A 23,717-nucleotide genomic window follows, 5' to 3' on the forward strand; every position below is an offset into this window, starting at 1 on the left:
GGCATAGGCGCCACCAACCACCGCCTGATCGCCTTCAAACATATAATCGCCAAGCAGAGAGAAGGTGCCGGTCGAGGTGGGGTCAACAATCTCGATCAGCTGGATGCCTTCACTCGTCTGCGCTCCGGTCCCGCCGGCATTTTTTACCCTGACAAAAGAAGAACCCGTCGTTTCCTGAGCCTTCATCCTGTCGGTGACGCTGGTATCATCTCCAAGAACGGTATTGAATTCGATCACCCGGCCATTGCCCGTATAGGTGTCACTGACCTCAAGAGTGGCTCCGCCATTGCCGCCAAAGCGCACAAGGCCGCCATTGTCGAGATTGGTCAGGGTCTGGCCAAAACCATTCAGGTCGAGCGTCCCGAACTCATCAACGAAATGATCTGAATTTGCGCTCAGGAAATTGACGCCGCCAGCCTTCAGCGCACCGGCGCTGATCGTCGTCAGACCGCTATAGTCGCTTGCTGTGGTTAGTGTCGTTGCGCCAGTGTTGATATGGTTGACATCGAGATTGCCTGCCATTTGAGGCGTAAAATCTATATCATCAATGTGATTGAAATTGATTGTCGCGTCACCCAGGCCCCCTCGGATTATCGGGGCATTCACGACTCCGCTCAGGCCACCAACACCGATATTGATGGTGCCTTTACCTGTCGCCATTGCAGCAATGCCGACGGCGCCAGAATTAAAAGTGCCGCCATCCATCAGGTTCAGGATGCCTTTCCCGGATCGCCCCAAAGAAGCGTCTCCTGTAACATTAATCCCTGAGTCCAGACCATGTATATCAACAACCGCATCTGCATGCTCCTCATATCCGATCGCCAATACGGTACCAATACTTAACAGGCCGCCTTCCTCAACTAATAATGATGCTTTTCCATCATCACCTACATATCCGAAATCATTAATAATTACAGACGATTTATAGTTTAGAGGTGAGTAAATACCACTTATTACTAATCTTCCGTCAGAATTTTCAGCGCGTCCTACGGACAAGGTATTTGCATTTACAACAGATCCACCAGTAACAGCGGCTGTACCTTCTCCTGCTGAAGCTACATAAAACGCATTTGAATTTATCGTGGAGCGCGTTCCTGTCGCTTCATTAACGCCATCCAGCTGGAGAAACCCTTTGCCATGCTGTCTTCCTCCCACGATGAACCCATCATGAATTTCAACAAGGCCACCATCAAGAACACTAATCGAAGCGTGACCTTCGTAACCAACCCAAAACAGGTTATTAGCAACCTTATATGTAGATGAAAGACCAGTTACTGCATTGACGCCACTAACAAGCAGGGATCCATTAGAGTTTATATTTTCACCCATGACGCTTGTATACTCTGATCGTGCGAGGCCACCATCAAGTACCTTCATTGTGCCAGTGCCATAATTGCCAATGTTAATTCTGGCCATGGATATGAGGGTTGATCTTTGTCCGTTTGCTGCAACGCCGCTAACTTCTACGTATCCATTACCGGTTTCTCCATAGCCAGCATCGAAATAATCAGGATTTACTTGCCTATAGACACCTCCATCGTGAATGATAAGTTCACCACTGCCGGCATTTCCTACTGTTGTTGATGCGTGGTTTACATACTCTGAGCCAGCGCCAGATATTATTACAGAACCGGAAGCATTCTCCTCGTGGCCAACCACCAAATGCGCGGTACTTGCTGTGCCACCGTCTGTAATACTGACTTCACCACTCCCATCTTTCCCAATTATAATTCCATGTTGCCAGTCACCAGAACTAGCAAACGATGAATCACTATAGGGATCCTGCGGCGTATATTCCACCGTGGCGCAAGGCTCTGGCACGGTTACGATTGGATCTGGTTCACCAGAAATTCTACAATCGTTTTTTACCTGTGCATTATCTCCGCTGATGGTAATATTCTGCGCGCCAGCATTTATTGTCAGAGCCGTCAACAACATCAACGCAGATGACGACAATAATACTGATTTCAATCTAGCATTATATTTCATGCTATTCTCCAGACTACGATCTTTCTGCCTGTACCAAGGCAGCAGAAATATTCTCGGTTGGCTTGCTGACGATTTGCCTGCGGGGTGGGGAATACCGCTCTTCTCACCACTGTTTTCACAGGGTTGCACCGCGATGAGATGAACAGAGAAGGAGTTTTCTCCGGAGGAGAATTAAAGCACTACAACTGACAGGTGCGTGCATAGATGACCCTTCACGCAGATCGGTTCCATGGTCACATAAACGGGTCGGCTCCGGATTATGTGGTCAAATACATACAAGAGCACAAGACTCGTTTACAACTATAGGTTGTATATATCTCGCACAATACAACCATTTGTAATAGCCGATAATTATACAATCGGGAGCCATGCGATATTGTTTAGAATTGATTGTTCCAACCAGAGAGCAGGAAGCGGCGATGGTGACGATGGCGAGATAGTGCTTTGCCGTTTTTTCAAAGCGAGTTGCAACCCGGCGGAATTGCTTGATCTTTGAAAAGCAGCACTCGACCAGATGACGCTGTGCCCGGAATATCAGGAAGATAATGACCTGCATTCGTGAGGCTGATCAGATGTAGTTATCTGAAACTGTCATGGTAGAAATGGTAAAGGCCGCTCACCAGACCAACAGACACGACAGAAATAACAAAAACTGCTTTTTTTACAGACATGATCTTGCTGTAAAACAAAAATGAATTTGTCACATGCCAGCCTGAGGTCGGCTGCGCTTTTTCCGATACAGATCACTATCCGTTTTTTCCAGCATCGCCCTGAATGTCTGTCCCGGCTTGCACATCTGTAATCCTGCAGAAATGGAAAGCCGCAATTCAGGTGTTTCAGTCCGGCAACCAAATTCCCGATTCGCAATATCATTGATATCGCCCAGCAGCCGGTCATGATCCCCTTTTTCGGCATGGGGGATGAAGGCGCAAAATTCATCGCCGCCAATGCGGGCAATCAAACTTTCCTCGCCCAATACAGCCTGAAGTGCAGCCGCCACCGACAGGATGGCGTCATCACCGGTCAGATGGCCATATTTGTCATTGATCGCTTTCAGATAATCAACATCGGCAATGATGAATTTCCCCGCAATATCATGGGCCATGGCCATGTTGAACTGCTCTTCAAAACTGCGTCTGTTAAGCAGCCCGGTGAGCGGATCTGTATTTGCACGGCGCGCCAGTTCCGCACTCTGCCTGAGCAGGTTCCGATAAGCTCTTTCCAGCTTTTCCATCTTGCTGAACCAGACGATGGCGATGGGCGGCGCAATCACAAAAGGCAGCACCAGTCGCACAAAAATCGTGATCGCATCCGCCTTTGCGCCCACCAGCAGGCGAAGGCCCGTCGAGAACGAGATTGAAATAGCCGCCGCAATCAAAGTGACCTGCACGCTGCGTTTCAACACATATCGAGAAGGAAGTTTCAAATCACGCCCGCATTGCTTGCCGGTTTCAGAAAAAAATACGAAACCGCCTTTGATCCAAATTTCCATGAAATCAAAATACTAAAGCCTGTCTCTCGAGACTTGAGAACCAGTTTCGGGATAAAGATATGCGTAAAAGCAAAGATTTAAAGCAAGTATGTGAATCTAAAAGATCACGACGCGCTTTAAAGCATTTTGTGAGCACATATAAAATCATCTGGCGCAAGCACAATGCAGCTAAAGCAAGGGCTTGGGGTCAGGTTGAAGCCCGTGGTGCTTTTTCTCCTCACACCATGTCCAGCGTGATTGCAACCGGGCAATGATCCGAGGCTTTGGGCCTGTCCCAGCCAGCGCGTGGAAACCGCTCCACCTCCTGTCCCGGTGGAAAGGGTGTGCGCCAGGGCTGGCCATTGCGGATAATATCGGGAATGGCTGCGGCATTGGTGCGCGCCCATGCAGGCGACAGCAGAATATAATCAAGCTGGCACAGATGCCGCTCCTGGGGCCCGCGTGTGTGATAAAGCGTCCAGCGATCCATTTCCGGCCGCCGCTTCACCACATTTTCACAAAACCCATCTTCAAGCAGCACTTCAAGGCATGAACCCGCCTCGTTTTGCACCTCAAAACGGGTGTCCGAAGCCCCCTCGCCCTCGATTACCACTTTTTGCTGATAATCATTGAAATCGCCACAAATCGCCCAGCGCTTGTCAGCCGTGCGCCCCCGCCCAAAACGCGCTTCAATAATGTGGCGAACAGCCTTTGCCTCGGCAAAACGGATCGGCATGGTCGCCTGCCTGCCATCAAGCCCGTTGCGCGCGCCCCCCATCGATTTGAAATGGACCAGATACAGGGTAAGCGGTTTGCCCCCCACTTTCAGGTCGATTTCCAGACAATCACGTCTGAAAATACGCTCATGCGGCTCTTGCCCCAAAGCCGCCAGTTCAGGCGTATGCAGGCCAAGATCACCATAGGTCAGATGTGCATGACTGGTCATGCGTATAAATTCGATTGGCTGGCCGTCCGCGGTTTCATCGCGCATCATCAAGGCCACATCAATGCCGCGCGAATCATTACCCGACGTGGTGTATTTTTGCCGGTAGCCATGCCCGACCATCTTGAACAGATAACCATATTCAAAGGCTTTCAGCGCCTCGATATTATCCACTTCCTGCATACAGATAATGTCGGCGCGCGTTGCCGCAATGGCCAGCGCGGTCAACTGGCGCGTATCGTCGGAGTGGGCAATGGCGCGCGCCTGTTCCAGCGCGCGATATTCCGCCTCGCTCTTGATCTCGAACAGGGCCAGTGTCCGATCCTGTCTGAGTTGGTTACGAAAACCGGAAAAATCGAACCTGTTCATCAGGTTCTCGACATTGAAGGTGGCAAGACGAAGTGACATGGGATCAACACATGCCTGCAAGCCCCGCCAAACACAAGGCTCAATCCCAAATGGGAGCCATTCATCCTGCGTTCATTGAACACATGTCATTTTGCAGCCATTCACCAGATCAGTCCAACACAGGAGTGACAGATGAAATCTCCTCATTTCTTTTCAATGAAAAGCGGTCTGGCGGCACTGTGTCTGGCCGGCCTGATGTCCATGCCTGCTTTGGCTGCCCCTCCCCCCATATCAGCCCCTGCTGTGCCAGCAGCCTCGACAAGCCAGGACGTGGTGCAAATTCGCGATCACCGACGCTACAAACCCCGGTCACATCGCGGGCACCGCCACCGGCATCATCATCGGCCCCATTATCGCAGTTCCGGCTTTTATTTCGGCCTTGGCCTGGGGCTGCCTGCCTATCGCTATGCAGAACCACGCCGCTATTATCGGCCAACCAGCAACGCCCACGTCAACTGGTGCTACAACCGCTACAGATCATACCGGGCCTGGGACAACAGCTTTCAGCCCTATAACGGACCACGCCGCCAGTGCCGTTCTCCCTACCGTTGAGATTTTGACAGTCCACACATGAAAAAGGCCGGTGATCATGCCACCGGCCTTTTTTACCTGTCAGGTCAAAAGAATTAGTTCTTGGCCTTGTCGACCAGCTTGTTCTTGGCAATCCACGGCATCATGCCGCGCAGCTTTTCGCCGACTTCCTCAATCGGATGCGCATCATTGAGGCGACGGATACCCTTGAAGCGGGCAGCGCCCGAGCGGTATTCCTGCATCCACTCAGACGTGAACTTGCCGGTCTGAATATCTTTCAGAACGCGCTTCATCTCCGCCTTGGTTTCAGCGGTAATGATACGCGGACCGGAGACATATTCACCCCATTCAGCCGTGTTGGAGATCGAGTAGTTCATATTGGCAATGCCGCCCTCATAAATGAGGTCAACAATCAGCTTCACTTCGTGCAGGCACTCGAAATAAGCCATTTCCGGTGCATAGCCAGCCTCGGTCAGCGTCTCGAAACCGGCGCGGATCAGTTCAACCAGACCGCCGCACAGCACAACCTGCTCACCAAACAGATCCGTTTCGCACTCTTCCTTGAAAGTGGTCTCGATAATGCCGGAACGGCCACCGCCAACACCGCAAGCGTAAGACAGGCCAAGCTCAAGCGCATTGCCCGAAGCATTTTGGTGCACAGCCACCAGACATGGCACGCCGCCGCCCTTTTGATATTCGCCGCGAACCGTATGGCCGGGCCCCTTGGGCGCAACCATAATCACGTCCACAGTTGTCTTCGGCTCGATCAGGCCAAAATGCACATTCAGGCCATGCGCAAAGGCAATGGCGGCGCCATCACGGATATTGGGCGCAATTTCATTGTTGTAGATGTCGGCCTGCAACTCATCGGGAGCCGCCATCATCATCAGATCGGCCCATTTGGCAATTTCGGCAACCGTCATCACCTTCAGCCCGTCAGCTTCCACCTTTTTGGCGGTTGCCGAACCGGCCTTGAGACCGACAGCAATTTCCTTGACGCCTGAATCCTTCAGGTTCATTGCATGGGCACGGCCCTGCGAACCATAACCGATAATGGCAACCTTCTTGCCCTTGATGAGGTTCAGATCGGCATCGCGATCATAATAAACACGCATATTCAAATACCCTTCCCGTTCCAATGGATCTATGTGGTTGGTTGATTTTTCCCGGCCCCATGCAGGGCAAGAAACTGTCTGGTGGCGCGCACCGCATCTTCCTCGACTGCCGCCTCCGTCATGCCCGGCCAATCTCCGAGCAAAAGCCTGATCTGCACATCGCGTGCAACCAGCCCAAAAAATGTCCTGAACGCCGTCTCGGCATCTTCAAACACCAACAATCCGGCCCGCTTGCCAGCATCGAGCACCGGCTTCAAGCGGGAGGCCAGTGCAAAACGGCCATTTTCCAAAACGATTTCGCCCAGCTTGTCACGCCCCGACCCGGCATGGCTGATGGCCACACGATTGAGCGCCACCGATGTGTCACTGGAAATCACCTTGAGCCAGTCCCGCGCATAGCCTTCCAGACTTTCACGAAGCCACACGAGATCAGGCTCCACCCGATCAAGCGGAACCACCCGCACCTTGGAAGCTTGCCAGCGCACAGTGGCTGTCAGCAGCCCGTCGCGATCTCCAAACCATTTATAGAGGCTTTCCTTGGAACACCGGGCGCGGCGCGCCACAGCCGCCATGGTCAGATTGTCACCATCTTCGACCAGCAGACGCAAAGCCGCATCCAGAACGTCTTTCTGGCGCTGCGTCAGCTTTTGCACATCATCCTGTTCGTCAGCCTGCACCACCACACTGCCTGCTTCTTGCGTATCGCAAAAACTTTGCGCCCATGCCGCCTCAACAAACCGTACCGTACGTTACGGTTCCTTTAATGCCCGATCATGATTGCAAAGGCAAGGGCAAATAAAAAATGATTTAAAGCGTGTCGCTTTTCTTTCAGATTCACGCGACCCGCTTTAAATCTTTATTTTTACGCATGTCTTTATCTCGAAACTGGTTCCCAAGTCTCGAGAGACAGGCTTTAGATCGCAACCTGCGTGCCGATTTCAACCACGCGCCCGGTCGGTATCTGGAAATATTCGGTCGCATCGGCTGCCGAGCGCGCCAGCCCGATAAAAATCCGATCCTGCCACACCGGAATACCAGCGCTGGCTGACGCTTTGAGTGAACGCCGCGACAGGAAAAACGAGCTTGTCATGATATCGAATTTCCAGCCCGGCTTGCAGCAGGCGGCCAGCGCGCGCGGGATATTCGGCTGTTCCATATAGCCGAAAGTCAAGGTCATGCGCGAAAACAGATCATTTAGCGGCTCCAGCTTCACACGCTCGCCTTCATCTACTTTCGGCTGCTGCGCGGTGACCACACATAGAATGATGTTTTTTTCATGCAGCACCTTGTAGTGCTTCAAGGAGTGCATCAGCGCGGTTGGCGCACTGGATGGGTCGCTGGTCAGAAAAAAGGCGGTGCCGGGCACCAGTTGCGGCTGTTTCTTTTGCAGATTACCAACCAGAAACTCCAGCGGAACCTCGCTTTTTCGTGTCTTTTCAAACAGGAAGCGGCTACCGCGCACCCATGTCCACATGATGAAAGCCATCACCAGCGCAATGGACACCGACACCCAGCCGCCATCCCAAAATTTTACGATATTGGCAATGAAAAAGCCTGTGTCGATAATGCCAAAGAAGAAAGCCAGTGCAATTGCTCCACCAAGGCTCCATGTCCAGCGCCAGCGCATGACCACAAACAGCAATATGGTGGTCATCAGCATTTCGCCGGTTACTGAAATACCATAAGCAGAAGCCAGAGCGCTGGAACTGCCAAATCCCAGCACCAGAATGGTCACGCCAATGGCCAGAAGCAGATTGACACGCGGCATGTAAATCTGCCCCGACTGGGCAGCCGATGTATGGCGCACCTCAAGACGCGGCAGGATATTGAGCCGCACCGCCTGACGCGCCAGCGAAAACGCTCCTGAAATAACAGCCTGTGAAGCAATAACGGTAGCCATGGTCGCCAAAATGACCATCGGCGCCAGGCCCCATTGCGGCATCATCTGGAAAAACGGATTTGTCGGCCTTCCCCCATGCGACAGGACAAAAGCGCCCTGCCCGAAATAGCACAGCAACAGGCTGGGAAAGACTATCAGTAGCCATGCCAGAATGATGGGCCGCCGCCCAAAATGCCCCAGATCGACATAAAGCGCTTCTGCGCCGGTCACGGCCAGAAACACCGCACCAACCGTAATGAGCGCACCGCTTGGCGTATTCAAAAGATAATAGACGGCATAATAGGGATTGACGGCAAGCAGCACACTTGGATCATCAAATATGTGCCATAGTCCCACTGCCCCCAGACATAAAAACCAGATTGCCATGATCGGGCCAAACACAATGGCCATCCGCCCCGAACCAAAGCGCTGGACGGAAAACAGGGCAAACAAGATCACCAGCGTGATGGGCACGACATAGGGCGTGAAGGCAGGCGTAACCAGTTCAAGCCCTTCTACGGCAGACAGAACCGATACGGCAGGCGCAATGATGGAATCGCCAAAAAACAAAGCCGCACCGCATATGCCAAGACCTAAAATGATGCGTCCCCCTTTGGGGTAGGCGCTGCGCGCCAGCGCCATCAGCGATAATGTGCCGCCCTCGCCCGCATTGTCGGCACGCAGCACAAAAACCACATATTTGATCATCACGATGATGGTCAGCGCCCAGACGATCAGCGACAGAACGCCCAGCACATCCATGCGCATGGCCTGTTCACCGGAAGCATGCAACGCCTCGCGAAACGCATAGATCGGACTGGTGCCAATATCACCGAACACAACACCCAGCGCACCAACCATCATGATGGGCACATTATGCTGCTCTTGAACAGGCTGGTCTGCTGGCGAAGCGGGCTCAACCTCACTGCCTGGTTCGGTAACGGCCATGAAAGGAACTCCGTTCAGAACGCGGTGCTCTACTCTTGCTGCGATGCAATATCAAGAGCTTCAAGCCTTGTTTTGCTTCCAGGCAACGGGCAGCTTATGGCCAGCCGCAGGCATTTAAAAACCGTTTGACAGTTTTTTCCATGCCAAATTCCAGCGCATCGGCCGTCAATCCATGCCCGATGGACACTTCCATGAGTTGCGGAACACGCTTGACCAGTGCGGGCAGATTGGCAACCACCAGATCGTGGCCGGCATTGATCTCCAGCCCCTTTGCCAGGGCGGCATCGGCTGCACGACCCAGTTTTTCCAGTTCACGCGCCATCGCATCGGCATCCGCATAGTGGCTGGCATAAGGGCCAGTGTAAAACTCCACCCGTTGTGCTCCGCTATCACGCGCCGCCGACAGCCCCTGTTCATCAGGATTTGCAAATAGCGAGACCCTTGCCCCGCCTTTTTTCAGGCGGGCAATGATCGGGGTTAAAAACCCAAGCTGTTCCTCAAAATCCCAGCCATGATCGGAGGTTGCTTGTGCTGGATCGTCCGGCACAAGGGTTACCTGTTCCGGTTCATTTTCTTCCACCAGCGCTAGAAATTCTTGCGTTGGATAGCCTTCAATGTTGAACTCGGCTTGTGGAAACTCATCATCAATCAGCGCCCGCAACTCCGGCAGATCGGAATTGCGGGTATGGCGCTGGTCAGGACGTGGATGAACCGTCAGCCCATGCGCGCCAGCAGCCAGCGCGATGCGGCCCAAATCCGTCACACTTGGCCATGGCAGATCGCGCCGGTTGCGCAACATGGCCACGGCGTTGAGATTGACTGACAATTTGACCGGCATGGCGTCCTCCCCAAACATCTGCACCAAAATCTGGAGCATTTTGCTTATACGCATAATCATATCCAAAAATCCTGCAACTTTTTGGATATGATTTAGCGAACCACCGTCAAGGTTTCCGCAGCTCGCGTAATGGCCGTATAGAGCCAGCGTTCGCGCGTATCCCGGAACGCCCAGCTTTCATCAAACAGCACCACATTGTTCCACTGCGAGCCTTGCGCCTTATGCACGGTCAGCGCATAGCCATAATCGAAATCATCAAAACGGCGCTTCTGCTGCCAGGGAATTTCGGCCTCTGCATCTTCAAACACCGCCTTGAGCAGCTTGATCTTGGCAAGCCCGCGGTCCGGATCATCTTCTTCGGGCGACACCAGAAGATTGATGCCGGGCTTTACCGTCTCGCGTGAGGCGGTCATCACCTTCCACAGCGAGCCATTCAGCAGCCCCTTGGCCGGATCATTGCGCAGACACACCAGCTTGTCGCCAGCCTGCGGATAATCAGCCGTAAACCCCTTCAACTCGCGCAACCGGTAATTATAGCGCCTGCGCGTGCGGTTGGTGCCCACCAGCACCTGATCGGCATCCAGCACCAGATCCTGGCTCACATCATTCTTGCCGATGACGCGCGCCGCGCCATAATCGCCAAAGCCAAGTTCACGCCCTTCACGCACATCCAGCGCCAGCCGGATAATGGGATTGTCACGCGCCTGCCGATGAATTTCGGTCAGCAGAAAGTCCGGCTCCTGCTCGGTGAAAAAACCGCCGCCGGAAATGGGTGGCAATTGCCCGGGGTCACCCAGCACCAGAATGGGTGTGCCAAAACTTATCAAATCGCGACCCAATTGCTCATCCACCATCGAGCATTCATCAATCACCACCAGTGCGGCCTTGGAAATGGGGCTTTGACGGTTGAGTGAAAATGTCGGCGACATGGAGGTTTTTCCGGTCGTCTCATCTTCCACCTGCTCCTCACCACGCGGGCGATAGATCAGGGAATGGATGGTGCGGGCATTGGTTGCGCCCTTGGAGCGCAGCACTTGAGCAGCCTTGCCGGTGAAGGCGGCAAATTGCACCTGCCCGTCAACATGTTCGGCAAAATGGCGCGCCAGCGTGGTCTTGCCGGTTCCGGCATAGCCAAACAGGCGAAATAGGGGTGAACGGCCATCTTTCAGCCATTTGGCGACAGCTTTGAGCGCCTCGTCCTGCTGTGGTGAGAATTGCATGGCATGGTCAGACCCGATTCTTGAGCCCTTAGCAAGCTTGAACCCTTAAAGCGTGTCGCAATCTTTCAGATTCACGTGACCCGCTTTAAGCTTTTGTTTTTACGCATGTCTTTATCCCGAAACTGGTTCTCAAGTCTCGGAGACAGGCTTTAGCAAGCTTGGCAGCTACACCTTACTGCACCATCGGCCACAATGTGGCAGCAAGCAGCACCCCCATGGTGATATTGAACCATTTCAGCCGCACCGGATCAGACAAGAAACCCCGCAGCACCGTGCCAAACCCCGCCCAGCTTGAAACACATGGCAGGTTGATGATGCCAAACACGGCTGCAATCAACATGACCGACAACAATGGATTGGCCGGGTTGGAAAACACCGCCATGGCCGTGACCGCCATCACCCATGCCTTGGGATTAACCCACTGAAAGGCTGCGGCCTGAAGAAATGTCAGCGGTTTGGCAGACGTATCCTTGCCACTATCGACCGAGCGCGACATGGCAATTTTCCAGGCCAGATAAAGCAGATAGGCGCCGCCCAGAATTTTCAACAGCATGTGCAAAGAAGGAAAGGCCGCAAGCACGGCCCCCAGCCCCAGCCCGATCGCCAGAAGCAGCACCACAAAACCAATGCCAATGCCCAGCATATGCGGAATGCTGCGCATAAAGCCGAAATTTACACCCGACGACAACAGCATAAGGTTGTTAGGGCCGGGCGTGATCGAGGTCACAAACGCATAGGCAGACAGCGCAAGGAAAATATCCGGGGTCATCGCAATGATATCTCGGTTGCGTCAAATCACATGCCTTGCTGGCCGCGATTCATCGCCGCCACGCCGGTGCGGCAGACCTCCACCAGACCAAGCGGGCGCATGATGGCGATGAACTGGTCGATCTTGGCGCTTTTGCCGGTTATCTGGAAAATAAAATGCCCGGTATTGGCATCCACCACATGAGCGCGAAAAGCATCGGCCAGACGCAGCGCTTCCACCCTGTCGGTGCCGGTGCCAGAAACCTTGATCAACGCAAGTTCGCGTTCCAGCGGCCGCTCCTGCCCAAGCTTGTGCGCCCGCACAGTCAGATCCACCACACGGTGCACCGGCACGATGCGCTCAAGCTGATGCTTGATCTGCTGAAGCACATGCGGTGTGCCGCGCGTCACAATGGTGATGCGCGACAGATGCGTTTCATGCTCGGTCTCCGACACCGTCAGGCTTTCGATATTATAGCCACGCCCCGAAAAAAGCCCGATAACGCGCGCCAGCACACCCGGCTCATTATCCACCAATACGGAAAGCGTGTGTGATTCCGGCTTTTCGGTCTCGCTGGCCATGAAATAGGCCGAACCGGTAGGCTGCAACTGTGCATTCATGATTGAATCCCGATCTTCAAAATCTGCAACAACTCATTGTTTTTACGCAGTTTTTATTTCCCTACAGCCGCCCTACACCAGTTCCCGGCCCTTGGCGTCGATCGCATTGGCCACCGCTTCATCCGTTGCTTCATCCGGCAACAGCATCTCATTATGCGCCTTGCCGGAAGGGATCATCGGGAAACAATTGGCAAGATTGGCCACACGGCAATCAAAGATCACCGGCTTTTTCACCGCAATCATTTCCCGAATGGCGTCATCCAGTTCGTCCGGCTTGTCACAGCGTATGCCATGCGCGCCATAAGCTTCGGCCAGCTTGACAAAATCCGGCATGGCTTCCGTATAGGAATGCGACAGGCGGTTGCCATGCAAAAGCTGCTGCCACTGGCGCACCATGCCCATATATTGATTGTTCAAAATGAAAATCTTGATCGGCGCATTGTGCTGGATGGCAGACGACATTTCCTGAATGCACATCTGCACCGAGGCATCCCCGGCAATATCGATAACCAGCGCATCCGGGTGCGCGATCTGTACGCCAAAGGCGGCTGGCAGACCGTAGCCCATCGTGCCAAGACCGCCACTGGTCATCCAGCGATTGGGCTTGTCAAAGTGAAAATACTGCGCGGCCCACATCTGATGCTGCCCCACTTCCGTGGTGATGTAGGTGTCATGATCCCTGGTCAGTTCATACAGCCGCGAAATTGCATATTGCGGCATGATGACATCAGGATTGGTTTTGAACGCCAGCGACTCACGCGCCCGCCATCTGGCGATCTGCTCCCACCATGGATAGAGCGCCTTTTTGTCGGTTTTGGCGCTGGCGCGCCACAGACGCACCATATCTTCCAAAACAGCAGCGACATCGCCGACAATACCAATTTCGACCGGCACGCTCTTGTTGATCGAGGATGGATCGACATCAATGTGAATCTTCCGGGAATGGGGCGCAAAAGCATCAAGGCGTCCGGTGATACGGTCGTCAAAACGCGCACCGATGCAGATCATGACATCACAATCATGCATCGCCATATTGGCTTCATAGGTGCCGTGCATACCCAGCATGCCCAGCCAGTTCTTGCCGGAAGCCGGATATGCACCCAGCCCCATCAGGGTCGAGGTGATGGGAAAGCCGGTCAGATCAACCAGTTCACGCAAAAGCTGGCTGGCTTCCGGTCCTGAATTGACCACACCACCGCCCGTATAAAGGATTGGTCTTTTTGCACCCGCCATGAGCGCAACGGCCGCCCGGATCTGTTCCAGATTGCCCTGAACCTGTGGCTTGTAGCTGGTGCGCGGCGCCGTTTGCGGCGGCACATACAAGCCTTTGGCAAATTGCACATCTTTTGGAATATCGACGACGACCGGTCCCGGGCGACCGGTTGTGGCAACATGAAAAGCCTCATGCAAAACCGCAGCCAGATCATTGACATCCTTGACCAGCCAATTGTGCTTGGTGCAGGGGCGCGTAATGCCCACCGTGTCACATTCCTGAAAGGCATCAGAACCGATCAGGCCGGTGGGAACCTGCCCGGTAATACAGACCAGCGGAATGGAATCCATCAGCGCATCCTGCAAGGGCGTGACCGCATTGGTTGCACCCGGCCCCGATGTCACCAGCATGACACCGGCCTTGCCGGTGGAGCGGGCATAGCCTTCGGCGGCATGACCTGCCCCCTGCTCATGGCGCACCAGAATATGCTCGACATCTTCCTGCTGGAAAAGCTCATCATAGATGGGAAGAACCGCTCCGCCCGGATAGCCGAAGAGGTGCTTGACGCCATTATCCTTCAGCGCCTGCACCACCATTTCAGCGCCAGTCATTTCGCGCCGCTCGTTCTGTCCATTGCTCATCGGTCTGGTTCCGTCTGTTTCCGCAAGGCTATTTGTCGTCTAATGCTATTTGAGATAATAAAAAAGGCCCCCGAGGGAGCCTGTGTGTCGCGCATGGGAGGTTTTGCCCGGTGGTTACACCACCTTGCCCACGCGCGTTCCTACTACGAGAATGAATGTCTTTTTCATGGGGCGAACCATGAAGCGATATTGACATCATGTCAACGCCTAATATCACCAAATTTTCTCCAATCCGTTTGTCCGCGTTAAGACTGGCGCAACCATACCCTCTCACGCAGCCTTAACTGCAAGGCGCTAAGCTCTGTCCCAATTTGGGCTATGGGGTATGCAACATGTATGTCGAGCGTGAAAACAGGTCCGCAGAAGCCACGTCACAGGAACGGCGCGAGGCGCAGCAGGCCGGACATCGTATTTTAGGGCATGTGGTGCGCTGCGATGGCGCGCGCGCCGTCCTTGCTGCTTTTGCCGGCGACGATCAAGGCGATGACCCGACTGAGCGCTGGACGGTCGGGCGCATGGTTTCAATCAATCTGGGCTCCACGCGCACCGTGGGTCTTGTTTATGGGGTCGGCAAACCGGGACATGACTGGCGCCCCGGAAAACTCAACCCGATCGAGGTTGAGGTGGAACTGATTGGCGAGGTGCGCGATGATACGTTTCCTGCCGGCAAGCCGGTTTTTGACCGGGGCATCACCTGCTATCCGCATGTTGGCGCCCATGCACACCGCATCCGCGCCCGCGATCTGGAAGCGGTTTATGATCTTGGTGGCCGCCGCAGCGTCACCATCGGTCATCTTTCGCAGGATGAAAACATCAATGCCAATATCGCCATTGAGGATGTGCTGTCGCGCCACTTTGCCATTGTCGGCACCACGGGCGTCGGTAAATCCACGGCTGTCTCGCTGCTGATGCGCAAGGCAATTACCGCCTGCCCGGAACTGCGCATTCTCATTCTCGACCCACATAATGAATTTGCCGCCTCATTGCCTGAACACGCCATACGTATTGACAGTTCAACGCTGGACCTGCCCTTCTGGATGTTTCGGCTGGAAGAGTTTGCTGAAGTGCTGTTTCGTGGCCGCGAGGCCATTCCCGAAGAAGTGGATCTGCTGCGCGATCTCATTCCTGTGGCCAAAGCCATTTATCGTCATGGCGGCAGCCCGATCCGGCGCGCAACAGATACGCTTACCGCCGACACACCGGTTCCCTACCGCATTGCCGATCTGCTGAAACAGATTGACGAACGCATCGGCTTGCTTGATGGAAAATCTGAGCGGCCAGCGCTGAAATCCTTGCGGATGCGCATTGAACAGGCTTCCACCGATCCGGGCTACCGTTTCATGTTTGCCTCAAAGCTGATCGAGGACACAATCCACCAGACCATCGGCAACATCTTCCGTGTGCCCCACGAAAACCGGCCGGTGACATGTTTTGAAATGGCAGGCCTGCCCTCGGAAGTGGTCAATGCCGTGTGTTCGGTTCTGGCGCGCCTTGCCTTCGATCTTGCCTTGTGGAGCGAGGGGCAATTGAAATTGCTGGTCATGTGTGAGGAGGCGCATCGCTATATGCCAGTCAATTCGCGTCAGGGTTTTGCACCGACACGCGAAGCGCTGGCCCGCATTGCCAAGGAAGGCCGTAAATATGGCTGTTTTCTTGGTCTCGTCACCCAGCGTCCGGGAGAACTTGACCCAACCATTTTATCGCAATGCTCCACCATATTTTCCATGCGGCTGGCCAATGAGCAGGACAAGGCCATCATCCGCTCAGCCATTTCCGATTCTTCCGCCTCCAGCCTCTCGTTCTTGTCATCCATGGGGCAGCGTGAGGCCATTGCCTTTGGCGAAGGGGTGGCCACCACCATGCGCCTGAAATTTGAAAGGCAGGCCAGGAGCCTGTTGCCGACACAAGCGCAAAGCGACACGCGCACCACGGATAAGGCCGGACAGGACGTTGATCTGGAAACTGTCGTCAACCGGTTGCGCAATGGCTTTACCCAACCAGTACTTCCCCCCGAGACCTCTTTGCTGTTTTCTGAAGATACAGACATGACAGATCAGCCGGGGGAGCAGGCCCCGCGTCAACCCGTTTTATTGCAGCGCCGACCGATCGCGGAAGAACCGGAAACACCACGCTATGGGTTGAAACCGTCGGCTTTCGGAGTGCGCTTGAGCGAGGGCTAAAGCCTGTCTCCCGAACTTAAGAACCAGTTTCGGGATAAAGACATGCGTAAAAACAAAGGTTTAAAGCAAGTTCGTGAATCTGAAAGATCACGACATGCTTTAAACCATTTTCTGCCTTGAGGATAATCTGGTCCATTCAGGTCCAAGCTGGTTGCGAAACCAGGTGGATTGCCGCTTGGCATATTGGCGTGTGGCAAGTTTTGCTCTGGCGACAGCTTCCACAAAAGAGATTTTTCCCGTCAAAGCCGCCTGCAACTCACGCACCCCAATGGCTTTCATGGCTGGCAAGGCAGGATCAAGCTGAAGCGCCAGCAATGCCTGCACCTCTTCCAGCGCGCCCTGATCCATCATCGCATCAAAACGCGTGTCGATAGAAAGCCCAAGCACTTCCCGGTCAGGTTCAATGACCATGCAGCGCGCGCTTGATTTTTCCACAAGTGCCGGTCCACGCTGGCTTTGCCATGCAAGGATCGAGCGACCGGAAGCCTCTAAAACCTCCAATGCTCGCACAATGCGCTGGCCGTCAGCGGCTTCAAGGCGCGCGGCCATAGCCGGGTCGCGCTCGCCCAGCAGCCTGTGCAGAACAAGCGGCCCGTCTTTTTGCAACATCTTGCGCCAATGATCCCGGATATCGGCAGGAATATCAGGCATTTGTGACAGGCCTTGCGTCAGCGCCCAAAAATAAAGACCCGTGCCGCCCACAAAAATTGCCTGACGCCCGGCCAAAACGCCTTCATCCAGCAATCGCCCGACATCGCGCAACCAGGCCCCCGTCGAATAGGCGCAGGCAGGCGCCACATGACCATAAAGATAATGCGCAGCCTTCTTTAATTCTTCCGGCCCGGGTCGCGCCGTTAGCTTGTCAAGCACCCCATAGACCTGCATGGAATCGGCATTGATGATGACACCATCCAGTTTTTGCGCAAAATCCAGCGCCAGCTTCGACTTGCCGCTGGCTGTCGGTCCGGCTATCAGGATTGCATTTCTGATAGCCCCCCGCCCCTTCTCTTCACCGGAAGTTTCCATGCCGCTCATTGCCACGCTCATCTCCAGTCCCGCCAATCCCGCCTTGACGGAAACTATAGCGAATAGGGCCTGTGAGGCGGTCAGCGCAAGAGGGGTGGACTGGCTGGCGCAAGGCATTGCCTGCGACATAGCACTTCCAGACAGCGTAAATGAGCAGCAGGCTGCCGCCATTTTGCGTGACAGCCTTGGCGCAGCACCCGTTGATCTGGCCATCCAGCAAGCCGATAGGCGACGCAAAAAAATCCTGATTGCCGATATGGATTCCACCATGATCGATCAGGAATGTATCGACGAGCTTGCCGATGAGGTTGGACTGAAAGCACAGGTGGCTGACATCACTGCGCGCTCCATGAATGGGGAGATCGCTTTCGAGCCAGCTTTGCGCGAGCGTGTTGCCCTGCTGCAAGGTCTTGATGTTGCAGTCATTGACAGCATCATTCAAAACCGGATTACGCTGGCTTCCGGTGGACGCATACTGGTTGCCACAATGCGCGCCCATAGCGCATGGACGGCGCTCGTATCCGGTGGCTTTGACCTGTTTACCGGCCCGATCGCCGCCATGCTTGGCTTTGATGAAAACCGCGCCAACCGCCTGATTGAAAGTGATAAAAAACTCTCCGGCAAGGTTGCCGAGCCGATCCTTGGCCGGGCTGCCAAGGCGCAGGCGCTGCACACTATTTCTGCTCAACTCAATCTGACACCTGCCGACGCCATTGCCGTTGGTGACGGAGCCAATGATCTTGACATGATCCAACTGGCGGGAACCGGTGTTGCCCTGCACGCCAAGCCTGCCGTGGCCGCCCAAGCCAGGATCCGGATCGACCATGGCGACCTGACTGCGCTGCTTTATTTGCAAGGCTACCGGCAGGAGGATTTTGTCTCGTAAGACAGGACCATGATTAAAGCATTGTGCAGTCAGATGGCACCATCTGATGCCACACAAAATGCTTTACTCCATACGCAGCGTTACAAAGCGCAATTCACCGTTTTTCGTGGCTAGCATCAGCAGGGCATTCTTGCGGCCTTGCGCCTTGAGCGCGGCAATACGATCCACCACATCTTTCGGGTTTGCAACCGATTCCTGCGCAATTTCGGTAATCACTTCACCGGCCTGAATGCCTTTCTCAGCCGCCAGAGAATCGGGTTCAACATCCGTAATCACAACGCCATTTACGCCAACAGCAATGCCAAATCGGCGACGGGCGGCCTCGTCAAGTTCGCCAATGCTCATGCCAAGCACAGAAGCGCTTGCCCCCTCATCTTCATTTTGCGTGACCTCATCATCTTCGCCTTCCGGCATGTTCTCGGCATCTTCAAGGCGGCCAAGCGTGACCTTTACGGTCATTTCCTCACCCTTGCGCACCACCACGACCTCAACCTGCTTGCCGACCGGACTGTCTGCCACAATACGCGGCAGATCCCGCATGGCGGCAATGTGCCTGCCATCAAATTGCGTAATGACATCACCAGGCAGGATCGAGCCATCATCGGCAGGCCCACCCTTCATGATACCGGCAATCAGCGCGCCTGTGGCGTTTGTCATGCCAAGGCTTTCGGCAATATCTTCCGTCACCGGCTGAAGGCGCACCCCAAGCCAGCCGCGCCGCGTCTCGCCAAATTCACGCAACTGGTCAACAATGCCGGCCGCAAGCTGGGTGGGAATGGAAAAGCCGATGCCGATCGAGCCGCCTGTTGGCGAAATGATCGCTGTATTGATGCCGATCACCTCGCCATGCATGTTAAACAGCGGCCCGCCCGAATTGCCGCGATTGATGGCGGCATCCGTCTGGATGAAATCATCATAGGGGCCGGCATTGATATCGCGGTTGCGGGCCGAAACAATACCAAGTGTCACCGTACCGCCAAGGCCGAACGGATTGCCGATCGCCATCACCCAGTCGCCGATCCGCATCTTGTCGGAATCGCCAAATTTCACTTCAGTCAGCTTGTGGCCGGAAGGGTCCACTTTCAACAGCGCAATATCGGTCTTGGCGTCCGTACCAACCAGTTTCGCCTTCAGCGTCAGCCCGTCTGAAAAATTGACCTCAATGTCATCGGCATCGGCAATCACATGATTGTTGGTAACGACAAAACCCTGGTCCGCATCGATCACGAAACCAGAGCCAAGCGACTGGACTTTTTGAGCCCCGCCACCGCGCGAACCGCCACGATCCTTGAAAAATTCATCAAAAAAATCCTGAAAGGGCGACCCTTCCGGCAATTCCGGGGCGGGCACTGCCCCCGGGCCATCGGTACCTTTTACCGTTTGCGAGGTGGAGATATTGACAACCGCACCAAGCAGACCTTCAGCCAGATCGGCAACAGAGGCTGGGCCTGCATCTGGCTGGCGCTCAGACATTTGCGTCTGTTCCGTGGCGGGCAAAGTGCTGCCCGTTGCAATGATCGTCAGCCCGCCCGCTGACAGCAATATGACGCGCACAGCACGCAAAAACATCCGGGATTTCATGAACAGGCTCCGGCCATCTCAAAGTTATAAATATCATGATGGCATAAAATGCGGCGCGCATGCGACACAAACTGTCAATCAGGCGCTGCACACATACAAAAAAGGTGGGGCATTTCTGCTCCACCCTTTTTATTTCAGCTACGCACCAGTTTTCATTTCAGCTACGCACCAGCCAGACAATGCCGACACCCAGGGCAATAGCGGCAAGACCCGCAATGCGCAAGGCTGCCTCCGGCATGGACTGGACCTCTGCGGCCAGACGGCGTGCCATGCCGGGAAACCCGCCATAGATCAGCCCCTCAATAACAAGGACCAGACCCAGCGCCGCCAGAAAATCCTGCACGGATTACGGGTTGGTCACGGCTGGAGCAGGCGACGTCACAGACGGCGCTGGCGCCGGGCCTGTTTCGCTTTGGCCTGCATCCTTGAAGAAGCGGAAAAACTCCGATTCCGGTGACAATATCATGCTGGTGCTGTCGCCGGTCAGCGCTTTGCCATAGGCATCCATCGAGCGGTAGAAATCGAAAAATTGCGGGTCGCGCAGATAAGCATCGGCAAAGATGGCGCTGCGTTCAGCATCACCCTCACCGCGCAGGATTTCACCTTCCCGCTGTGCATCGGCAACAATTTCCACCACTTCACGATCAGCACGAGCGCGGATACGCTGGGCGGCTTCATTACCACGCGCCCTTAACCTTTCGGCCTCTGCCAGACGCTCGGCCTTCATGCGCTCAAAGGTCTGTTGGGAAACTTCCTGCGTCAGATCGGTACGGCGGATACGCACATCGACGATCTCAAGCCCCAGCGAGGTTGCATCCGGGCGAAGCTGATCGCGCACTTCGCGCATCATCTCGGCACGCTCTTCCGAAAGTGCTGCCTCAAAGCCACGCAGACCATAGACACGGCGCAATGCCGCATCAAGACGGGTGCGCAACCGCTGTTCAGCCAGTTCGATACTGCCCGAAACCGCCGAACGGAACACCCGCGGGTTAGAGATGCGATAGGCGATGAACGCATCCACTTCATAGAACTTGCCGCCCGAAACCTGCACACGGATATTGTCGAGATCAAAACGCAGAACACGGTCCTCGATCATCTGCACATCATCGGCATCAAAGAATGAAAACGGCAGCTTGAAATAGATGCCCGGATCGCTCTTCACATCGACGATTTCACCAAAGCGCAACACAATCGCCTGCTGGCGCGCATTGACCACGAAGAACGACGAATAGGCCAGAAACAGGATGACAAGGCCGGCAACGACGATAGCTGGAAAACGGTTCGCCATTATTGCGCTCCTCCGGTAGTGGCGCTGGAGCGCTTTTGCAATTCAGGCAATGGCAGATAAGGCACCACGCCGGAGCCTCCCTGTTCCACAACCACCTTGTTGGAATCCTTCAGGACATTTTCCATGGTTTCCAGATACAGACGTTTGCGCGTCACTTCCGGCGCCTTGGCATATTCATCGTAAACCGAGATAAAGCGCTGCGCCTCACCCTGTGCTTCCTGCACAACACGGTTCTTGTAGGCTGCTGCTTCTTCACGAATCTGGGCGCCCTGACCTCGGGCCTGACCAAGTTTCTGGTTGGAATATTGATTGGCCTGCTCGACAAACCTGTCTTCGTCCTGCTCGGCGCGCTGCACCTCGTCAAACGCATCGGCCACTTCACGCGGCGGAGCCGCATCTTCGATGGAAATGGCGTTGACGTTCAAACCGGCATTATAACCATCCAGCGTTGTTTGCAGGATTGTACGCACCGATTCGGCAATGCCTTGCCGGTCATCGCGGAAGATGTCTTGTGCCGGGCGGCGGCCAACGGCCTCACGCATGGCGCTTTCAGCCACCTGAACCAGCATCCCGTCAGGATCGGAAACAGAAAACAGATAGGCGCTCGGATCGGCAATCTGATAAGCCACCGAAAACTGCACATTCACAATGTTCTGGTCACCTGAAAGCATCAGGCCGGACGTGTCATTGCTGCGCGGTGTGCCGCCAATATTGACAAGCTGCTCAGAAATCTTGGCGGTTTCGACTGTTTCAACCGGCCACCAGTGGAAATGCAGACCCGGCTCGGAAAGCTCCTGCTTGGGCTGACCGAAGCGCAGTTCAACGGCAACTTCATCCGGCTGTACGGTGTAAATCGCCTTGAACACCCACAGGCCCAGTAAAACCAGGGCAACAACAAGAAACATGGCCTTGTTGCCGCCATTGCCGCCCGGCAGCGCCTGACGCAGCTTGTCCTGCCCTAACCGCAGAATATCTTCCAGGTCAGGTGGTGTGCCTTGTGGCCCGCCCGGACCGCGAGGCCCCTGCCCCCATGGGCCGCCGCCGCCGCCATTATTTCCGCCGCCGCCCCATGGGCCGCCGCCGCCACTTTTGTCATTCCAGGGCATAAATGTCCTTTCGTCCGCATTTCTTTCATGCGCCACGCATCAACGCACAAGCCTTGACCTTGTATAGGCAGGCCAAAGCCTGCTTTCAACGCGCAGATGGCTTAAAAAACCCTTGTCCCTGCACCATTATGTGATTTTCCATCATCGCACGGGCAAATATGAGGTCAATCACGCCTTTCATAGACGACATAGCGCGTGGCATAATTATCTTTTTCGCCAGCAGGAACCTCCTGACGCAAAGTTTCCCGCCAGAGCGCCGGATCGATGTCCGGAAAAAATGTATCACCCTCTACAGCAGCCAGAACATGGGTGACATGAAGCCTGTCAACCATCGGCAATGCCTGCACAAAAATCTCTGCGCCACCGATAATGCAGGCTTCCCCGTCCGCCCCGGTTTTTGCCGCCGCAATTGCCAGAGCCTCGCTCAGGGAATGAGCAATTTCTGCTCCCTCGATGTCATAATCAGCATTGCGCGTTACAATAATATTGAGTCGCCCGGGCAAAAGCCTGCCAATGCTTTGATAGGTTTTGCGCCCCATGATGACCGGCTTGCCCATCGTATCTGCCTTGAAGCGCTTCAGATCCGTGGACAGGCGCCAGGGTAGATCACCCTCACGCCCGATCACACCATTTTGAGCAATAGCCACATAGATTGCGGTTTTCATATTCTGTTTCCAAGTCGCAGCAGCGCATTATCCAGCCTCGATTGCTGCCTGCAAGGCTGTCATATGCCCTTGCGCCGCCGCAGTGGCAACCTGTTCAACAGCCCGATAATGGCTGATGACAGCCTCTCCCACCGCCGTCAACTGCGCACCACCGCCACGCTTGCCGCCTGTATGGGCGCTAACCACAGGCTTGCCAAAAATCCGGTTCATCTCTTCCACCAGATCCCATGCACGTTTGTAAGACATCTGCATGGCGCGTGCCGCTGCCGAAATGGAACCAAGCGAGTCAATATGCTCCAGAAGTTCAACCTTGCCCGGGCCGATATGTCCATCGGGATCAAGATATATGCGCAAAACCAGCGACGGCATTTTTCTTTTCCTCACAGCGCCATCAAAGCAGAAGCGCTGGTTTGATGGCCAT

The 23,717-nt window shown here is 54.7% G+C and carries 22 protein-coding genes; 4 read left to right on the plus strand and 18 right to left on the minus strand.

The genetic code is table 11. The features are described from left to right. Together ACFPLB_RS15915 and ACFPLB_RS15920 are read right to left on the minus strand one after the other, a co-directional pair. Nucleotides 1-1,989 (minus strand): autotransporter outer membrane beta-barrel domain-containing protein (locus tag ACFPLB_RS15915; RefSeq protein ID WP_378231460.1); only part of this gene is annotated, 1,989 nt, incomplete at its 3' end. Between the two features lie 700 nt (nt 1,990-2,689). Further along, nucleotides 2,690-3,415 carry a GGDEF domain-containing protein gene (locus ACFPLB_RS15920; protein ID WP_378231462.1) on the minus strand — a complete coding sequence of 242 codons (726 nt, stop codon included), beginning with the start codon at nt 3,413-3,415 and terminating at the stop codon, nt 2,690-2,692. A gap of 125 nt (nt 3,416-3,540) precedes the next feature. On the opposite strand from ACFPLB_RS15920, the gene ACFPLB_RS15925 reads away from it, so the two are divergent. Then, the gene (locus tag ACFPLB_RS15925; RefSeq protein ID WP_378231465.1) at nt 3,541-3,735 is read left to right on the plus strand and encodes a hypothetical protein; all 195 of its coding nucleotides are present in this window, start codon (nt 3,541-3,543) and stop codon (nt 3,733-3,735) included. On the opposite strand, the gene ACFPLB_RS15930 is transcribed toward ACFPLB_RS15925, so the two are convergent. Beyond that, nucleotides 3,699-4,811, minus strand: a complete 1,113-nt coding sequence (locus tag ACFPLB_RS15930; RefSeq protein ID WP_378231467.1) for an endonuclease/exonuclease/phosphatase family protein — start codon at nt 4,809-4,811, stop codon at nt 3,699-3,701. The two genes, ACFPLB_RS15925 and ACFPLB_RS15930, sit on opposite strands and share 37 nt — an antisense overlap. A 132-nt stretch (nt 4,812-4,943) precedes the next feature. On the opposite strand from ACFPLB_RS15930, the gene ACFPLB_RS15935 reads away from it, so the two are divergent. Continuing rightward, nucleotides 4,944-5,363, plus strand: a complete 420-nt coding sequence (locus ACFPLB_RS15935; RefSeq protein ID WP_378231469.1) for a BA14K family protein — start codon at nt 4,944-4,946, stop codon at nt 5,361-5,363. A gap of 74 nt (nt 5,364-5,437) precedes the next feature. Here the strand turns inward: ACFPLB_RS15935 and ilvC are convergent, their stop codons facing one another. From ilvC to ACFPLB_RS15975, 8 genes are all read right to left on the minus strand, one after another. Next, a complete protein-coding gene (ilvC, locus tag ACFPLB_RS15940; protein ID WP_378231713.1) occupies nt 5,438-6,457 on the minus strand; it encodes a ketol-acid reductoisomerase in 1,020 nt (339 codons plus the stop codon). A 29-nt stretch (nt 6,458-6,486) separates the two neighbouring features. After that, nucleotides 6,487-7,134: a TetR/AcrR family transcriptional regulator gene (locus ACFPLB_RS15945; protein WP_378231715.1), complete on the minus strand. Its 648-nt coding sequence runs from the start codon at nt 7,132-7,134 to the stop codon at nt 6,487-6,489. A gap of 236 nt (nt 7,135-7,370) precedes the next feature. Continuing rightward, a complete protein-coding gene (locus ACFPLB_RS15950) occupies nt 7,371-9,284 on the minus strand; it encodes a potassium transporter Kup (RefSeq protein ID WP_378231471.1) in 1,914 nt (637 codons plus the stop codon). 94 nt (nt 9,285-9,378) lie between these two features. After that, nucleotides 9,379-10,122, minus strand: coding sequence for a pyridoxine 5'-phosphate synthase (locus ACFPLB_RS15955; RefSeq protein WP_378231717.1), 744 nt, complete (start codon nt 10,120-10,122; stop codon nt 9,379-9,381). Between the two features lie 92 nt (nt 10,123-10,214). Continuing rightward, the gene (locus tag ACFPLB_RS15960) at nt 10,215-11,342 is read right to left on the minus strand and encodes an ATP-dependent DNA helicase (RefSeq protein ID WP_378231473.1); all 1,128 of its coding nucleotides are present in this window, start codon (nt 11,340-11,342) and stop codon (nt 10,215-10,217) included. Nucleotides 11,343-11,514: 172 nt separating this feature from the next. Then, nucleotides 11,515-12,111 (minus strand): LysE family translocator, encoded by a 597-nt coding sequence (locus ACFPLB_RS15965; RefSeq protein ID WP_378231476.1) that lies wholly within the window; start codon nt 12,109-12,111, stop codon nt 11,515-11,517. A 26-nt stretch (nt 12,112-12,137) separates the two neighbouring features. Continuing rightward, nucleotides 12,138-12,710, minus strand: coding sequence for an acetolactate synthase small subunit (gene ilvN, locus ACFPLB_RS15970; RefSeq protein ID WP_378231479.1), 573 nt, complete (start codon nt 12,708-12,710; stop codon nt 12,138-12,140). A gap of 72 nt (nt 12,711-12,782) precedes the next feature. Beyond that, the gene (locus ACFPLB_RS15975; RefSeq protein ID WP_378231481.1) at nt 12,783-14,564 is read right to left on the minus strand and encodes an acetolactate synthase 3 large subunit; all 1,782 of its coding nucleotides are present in this window, start codon (nt 14,562-14,564) and stop codon (nt 12,783-12,785) included. 332 nt (nt 14,565-14,896) lie between these two features. Here ACFPLB_RS15975 and ACFPLB_RS15980 point away from each other — a divergent pair, with 332 nt between their 5' ends. Further along, entirely contained in the window at nt 14,897-16,744 is a 1,848-nt protein-coding gene (locus ACFPLB_RS15980; protein ID WP_378231483.1) for an ATP-binding protein, read from the plus strand. A gap of 99 nt (nt 16,745-16,843) precedes the next feature. Here ACFPLB_RS15980 and miaA read toward each other — a convergent pair whose 3' ends face one another. Further along, entirely contained in the window at nt 16,844-17,779 is a 936-nt protein-coding gene (miaA, locus tag ACFPLB_RS15985; RefSeq protein WP_378231486.1) for a tRNA (adenosine(37)-N6)-dimethylallyltransferase MiaA, read from the minus strand. Here miaA and serB point away from each other — a divergent pair. After that, a complete protein-coding gene (gene serB, locus ACFPLB_RS15990; protein WP_378231488.1) occupies nt 17,769-18,656 on the plus strand; it encodes a phosphoserine phosphatase SerB in 888 nt (295 codons plus the stop codon). The two genes, miaA and serB, sit on opposite strands and share 11 nt — an antisense overlap. A 63-nt stretch (nt 18,657-18,719) precedes the next feature. Here serB and ACFPLB_RS15995 read toward each other — a convergent pair whose 3' ends face one another. The 6 genes from ACFPLB_RS15995 to ACFPLB_RS16020 form a co-directional block, all read right to left on the minus strand. After that, nucleotides 18,720-20,129, minus strand: a complete 1,410-nt coding sequence (locus ACFPLB_RS15995; RefSeq protein WP_378231719.1) for a DegQ family serine endoprotease — start codon at nt 20,127-20,129, stop codon at nt 18,720-18,722. 265 nt (nt 20,130-20,394) lie between these two features. Beyond that, on the minus strand, nt 20,395-20,580 hold the full coding sequence (locus ACFPLB_RS16000) for a DUF2065 domain-containing protein (protein ID WP_378231491.1): 186 nt from the start codon (nt 20,578-20,580) through the stop codon (nt 20,395-20,397). Nucleotides 20,581-20,583: 3 nt separating this feature from the next. Then, the gene (gene hflC / locus ACFPLB_RS16005) at nt 20,584-21,525 is read right to left on the minus strand and encodes a protease modulator HflC (protein ID WP_378231493.1); all 942 of its coding nucleotides are present in this window, start codon (nt 21,523-21,525) and stop codon (nt 20,584-20,586) included. Further along, nucleotides 21,525-22,631 carry an FtsH protease activity modulator HflK gene (gene hflK, locus ACFPLB_RS16010; protein WP_378231496.1) on the minus strand — a complete coding sequence of 369 codons (1,107 nt, stop codon included), beginning with the start codon at nt 22,629-22,631 and terminating at the stop codon, nt 21,525-21,527. Before hflK ends, hflC begins: the two co-directional genes overlap by 1 nt. A 164-nt stretch (nt 22,632-22,795) precedes the next feature. Then, nucleotides 22,796-23,296, minus strand: coding sequence for a dihydrofolate reductase (locus tag ACFPLB_RS16015; RefSeq protein ID WP_378231498.1), 501 nt, complete (start codon nt 23,294-23,296; stop codon nt 22,796-22,798). A gap of 27 nt (nt 23,297-23,323) precedes the next feature. Beyond that, on the minus strand, nt 23,324-23,665 hold the full coding sequence (locus tag ACFPLB_RS16020; RefSeq protein ID WP_378231500.1) for a winged helix-turn-helix domain-containing protein: 342 nt from the start codon (nt 23,663-23,665) through the stop codon (nt 23,324-23,326). Nucleotides 23,666-23,717 lie beyond the last annotated feature (52 nt).

The organism is Aquamicrobium segne, from assembly GCF_042656785.1.
GTDB lineage: Bacteria > Pseudomonadota > Alphaproteobacteria > Rhizobiales > Rhizobiaceae > Mesorhizobium > Mesorhizobium segne.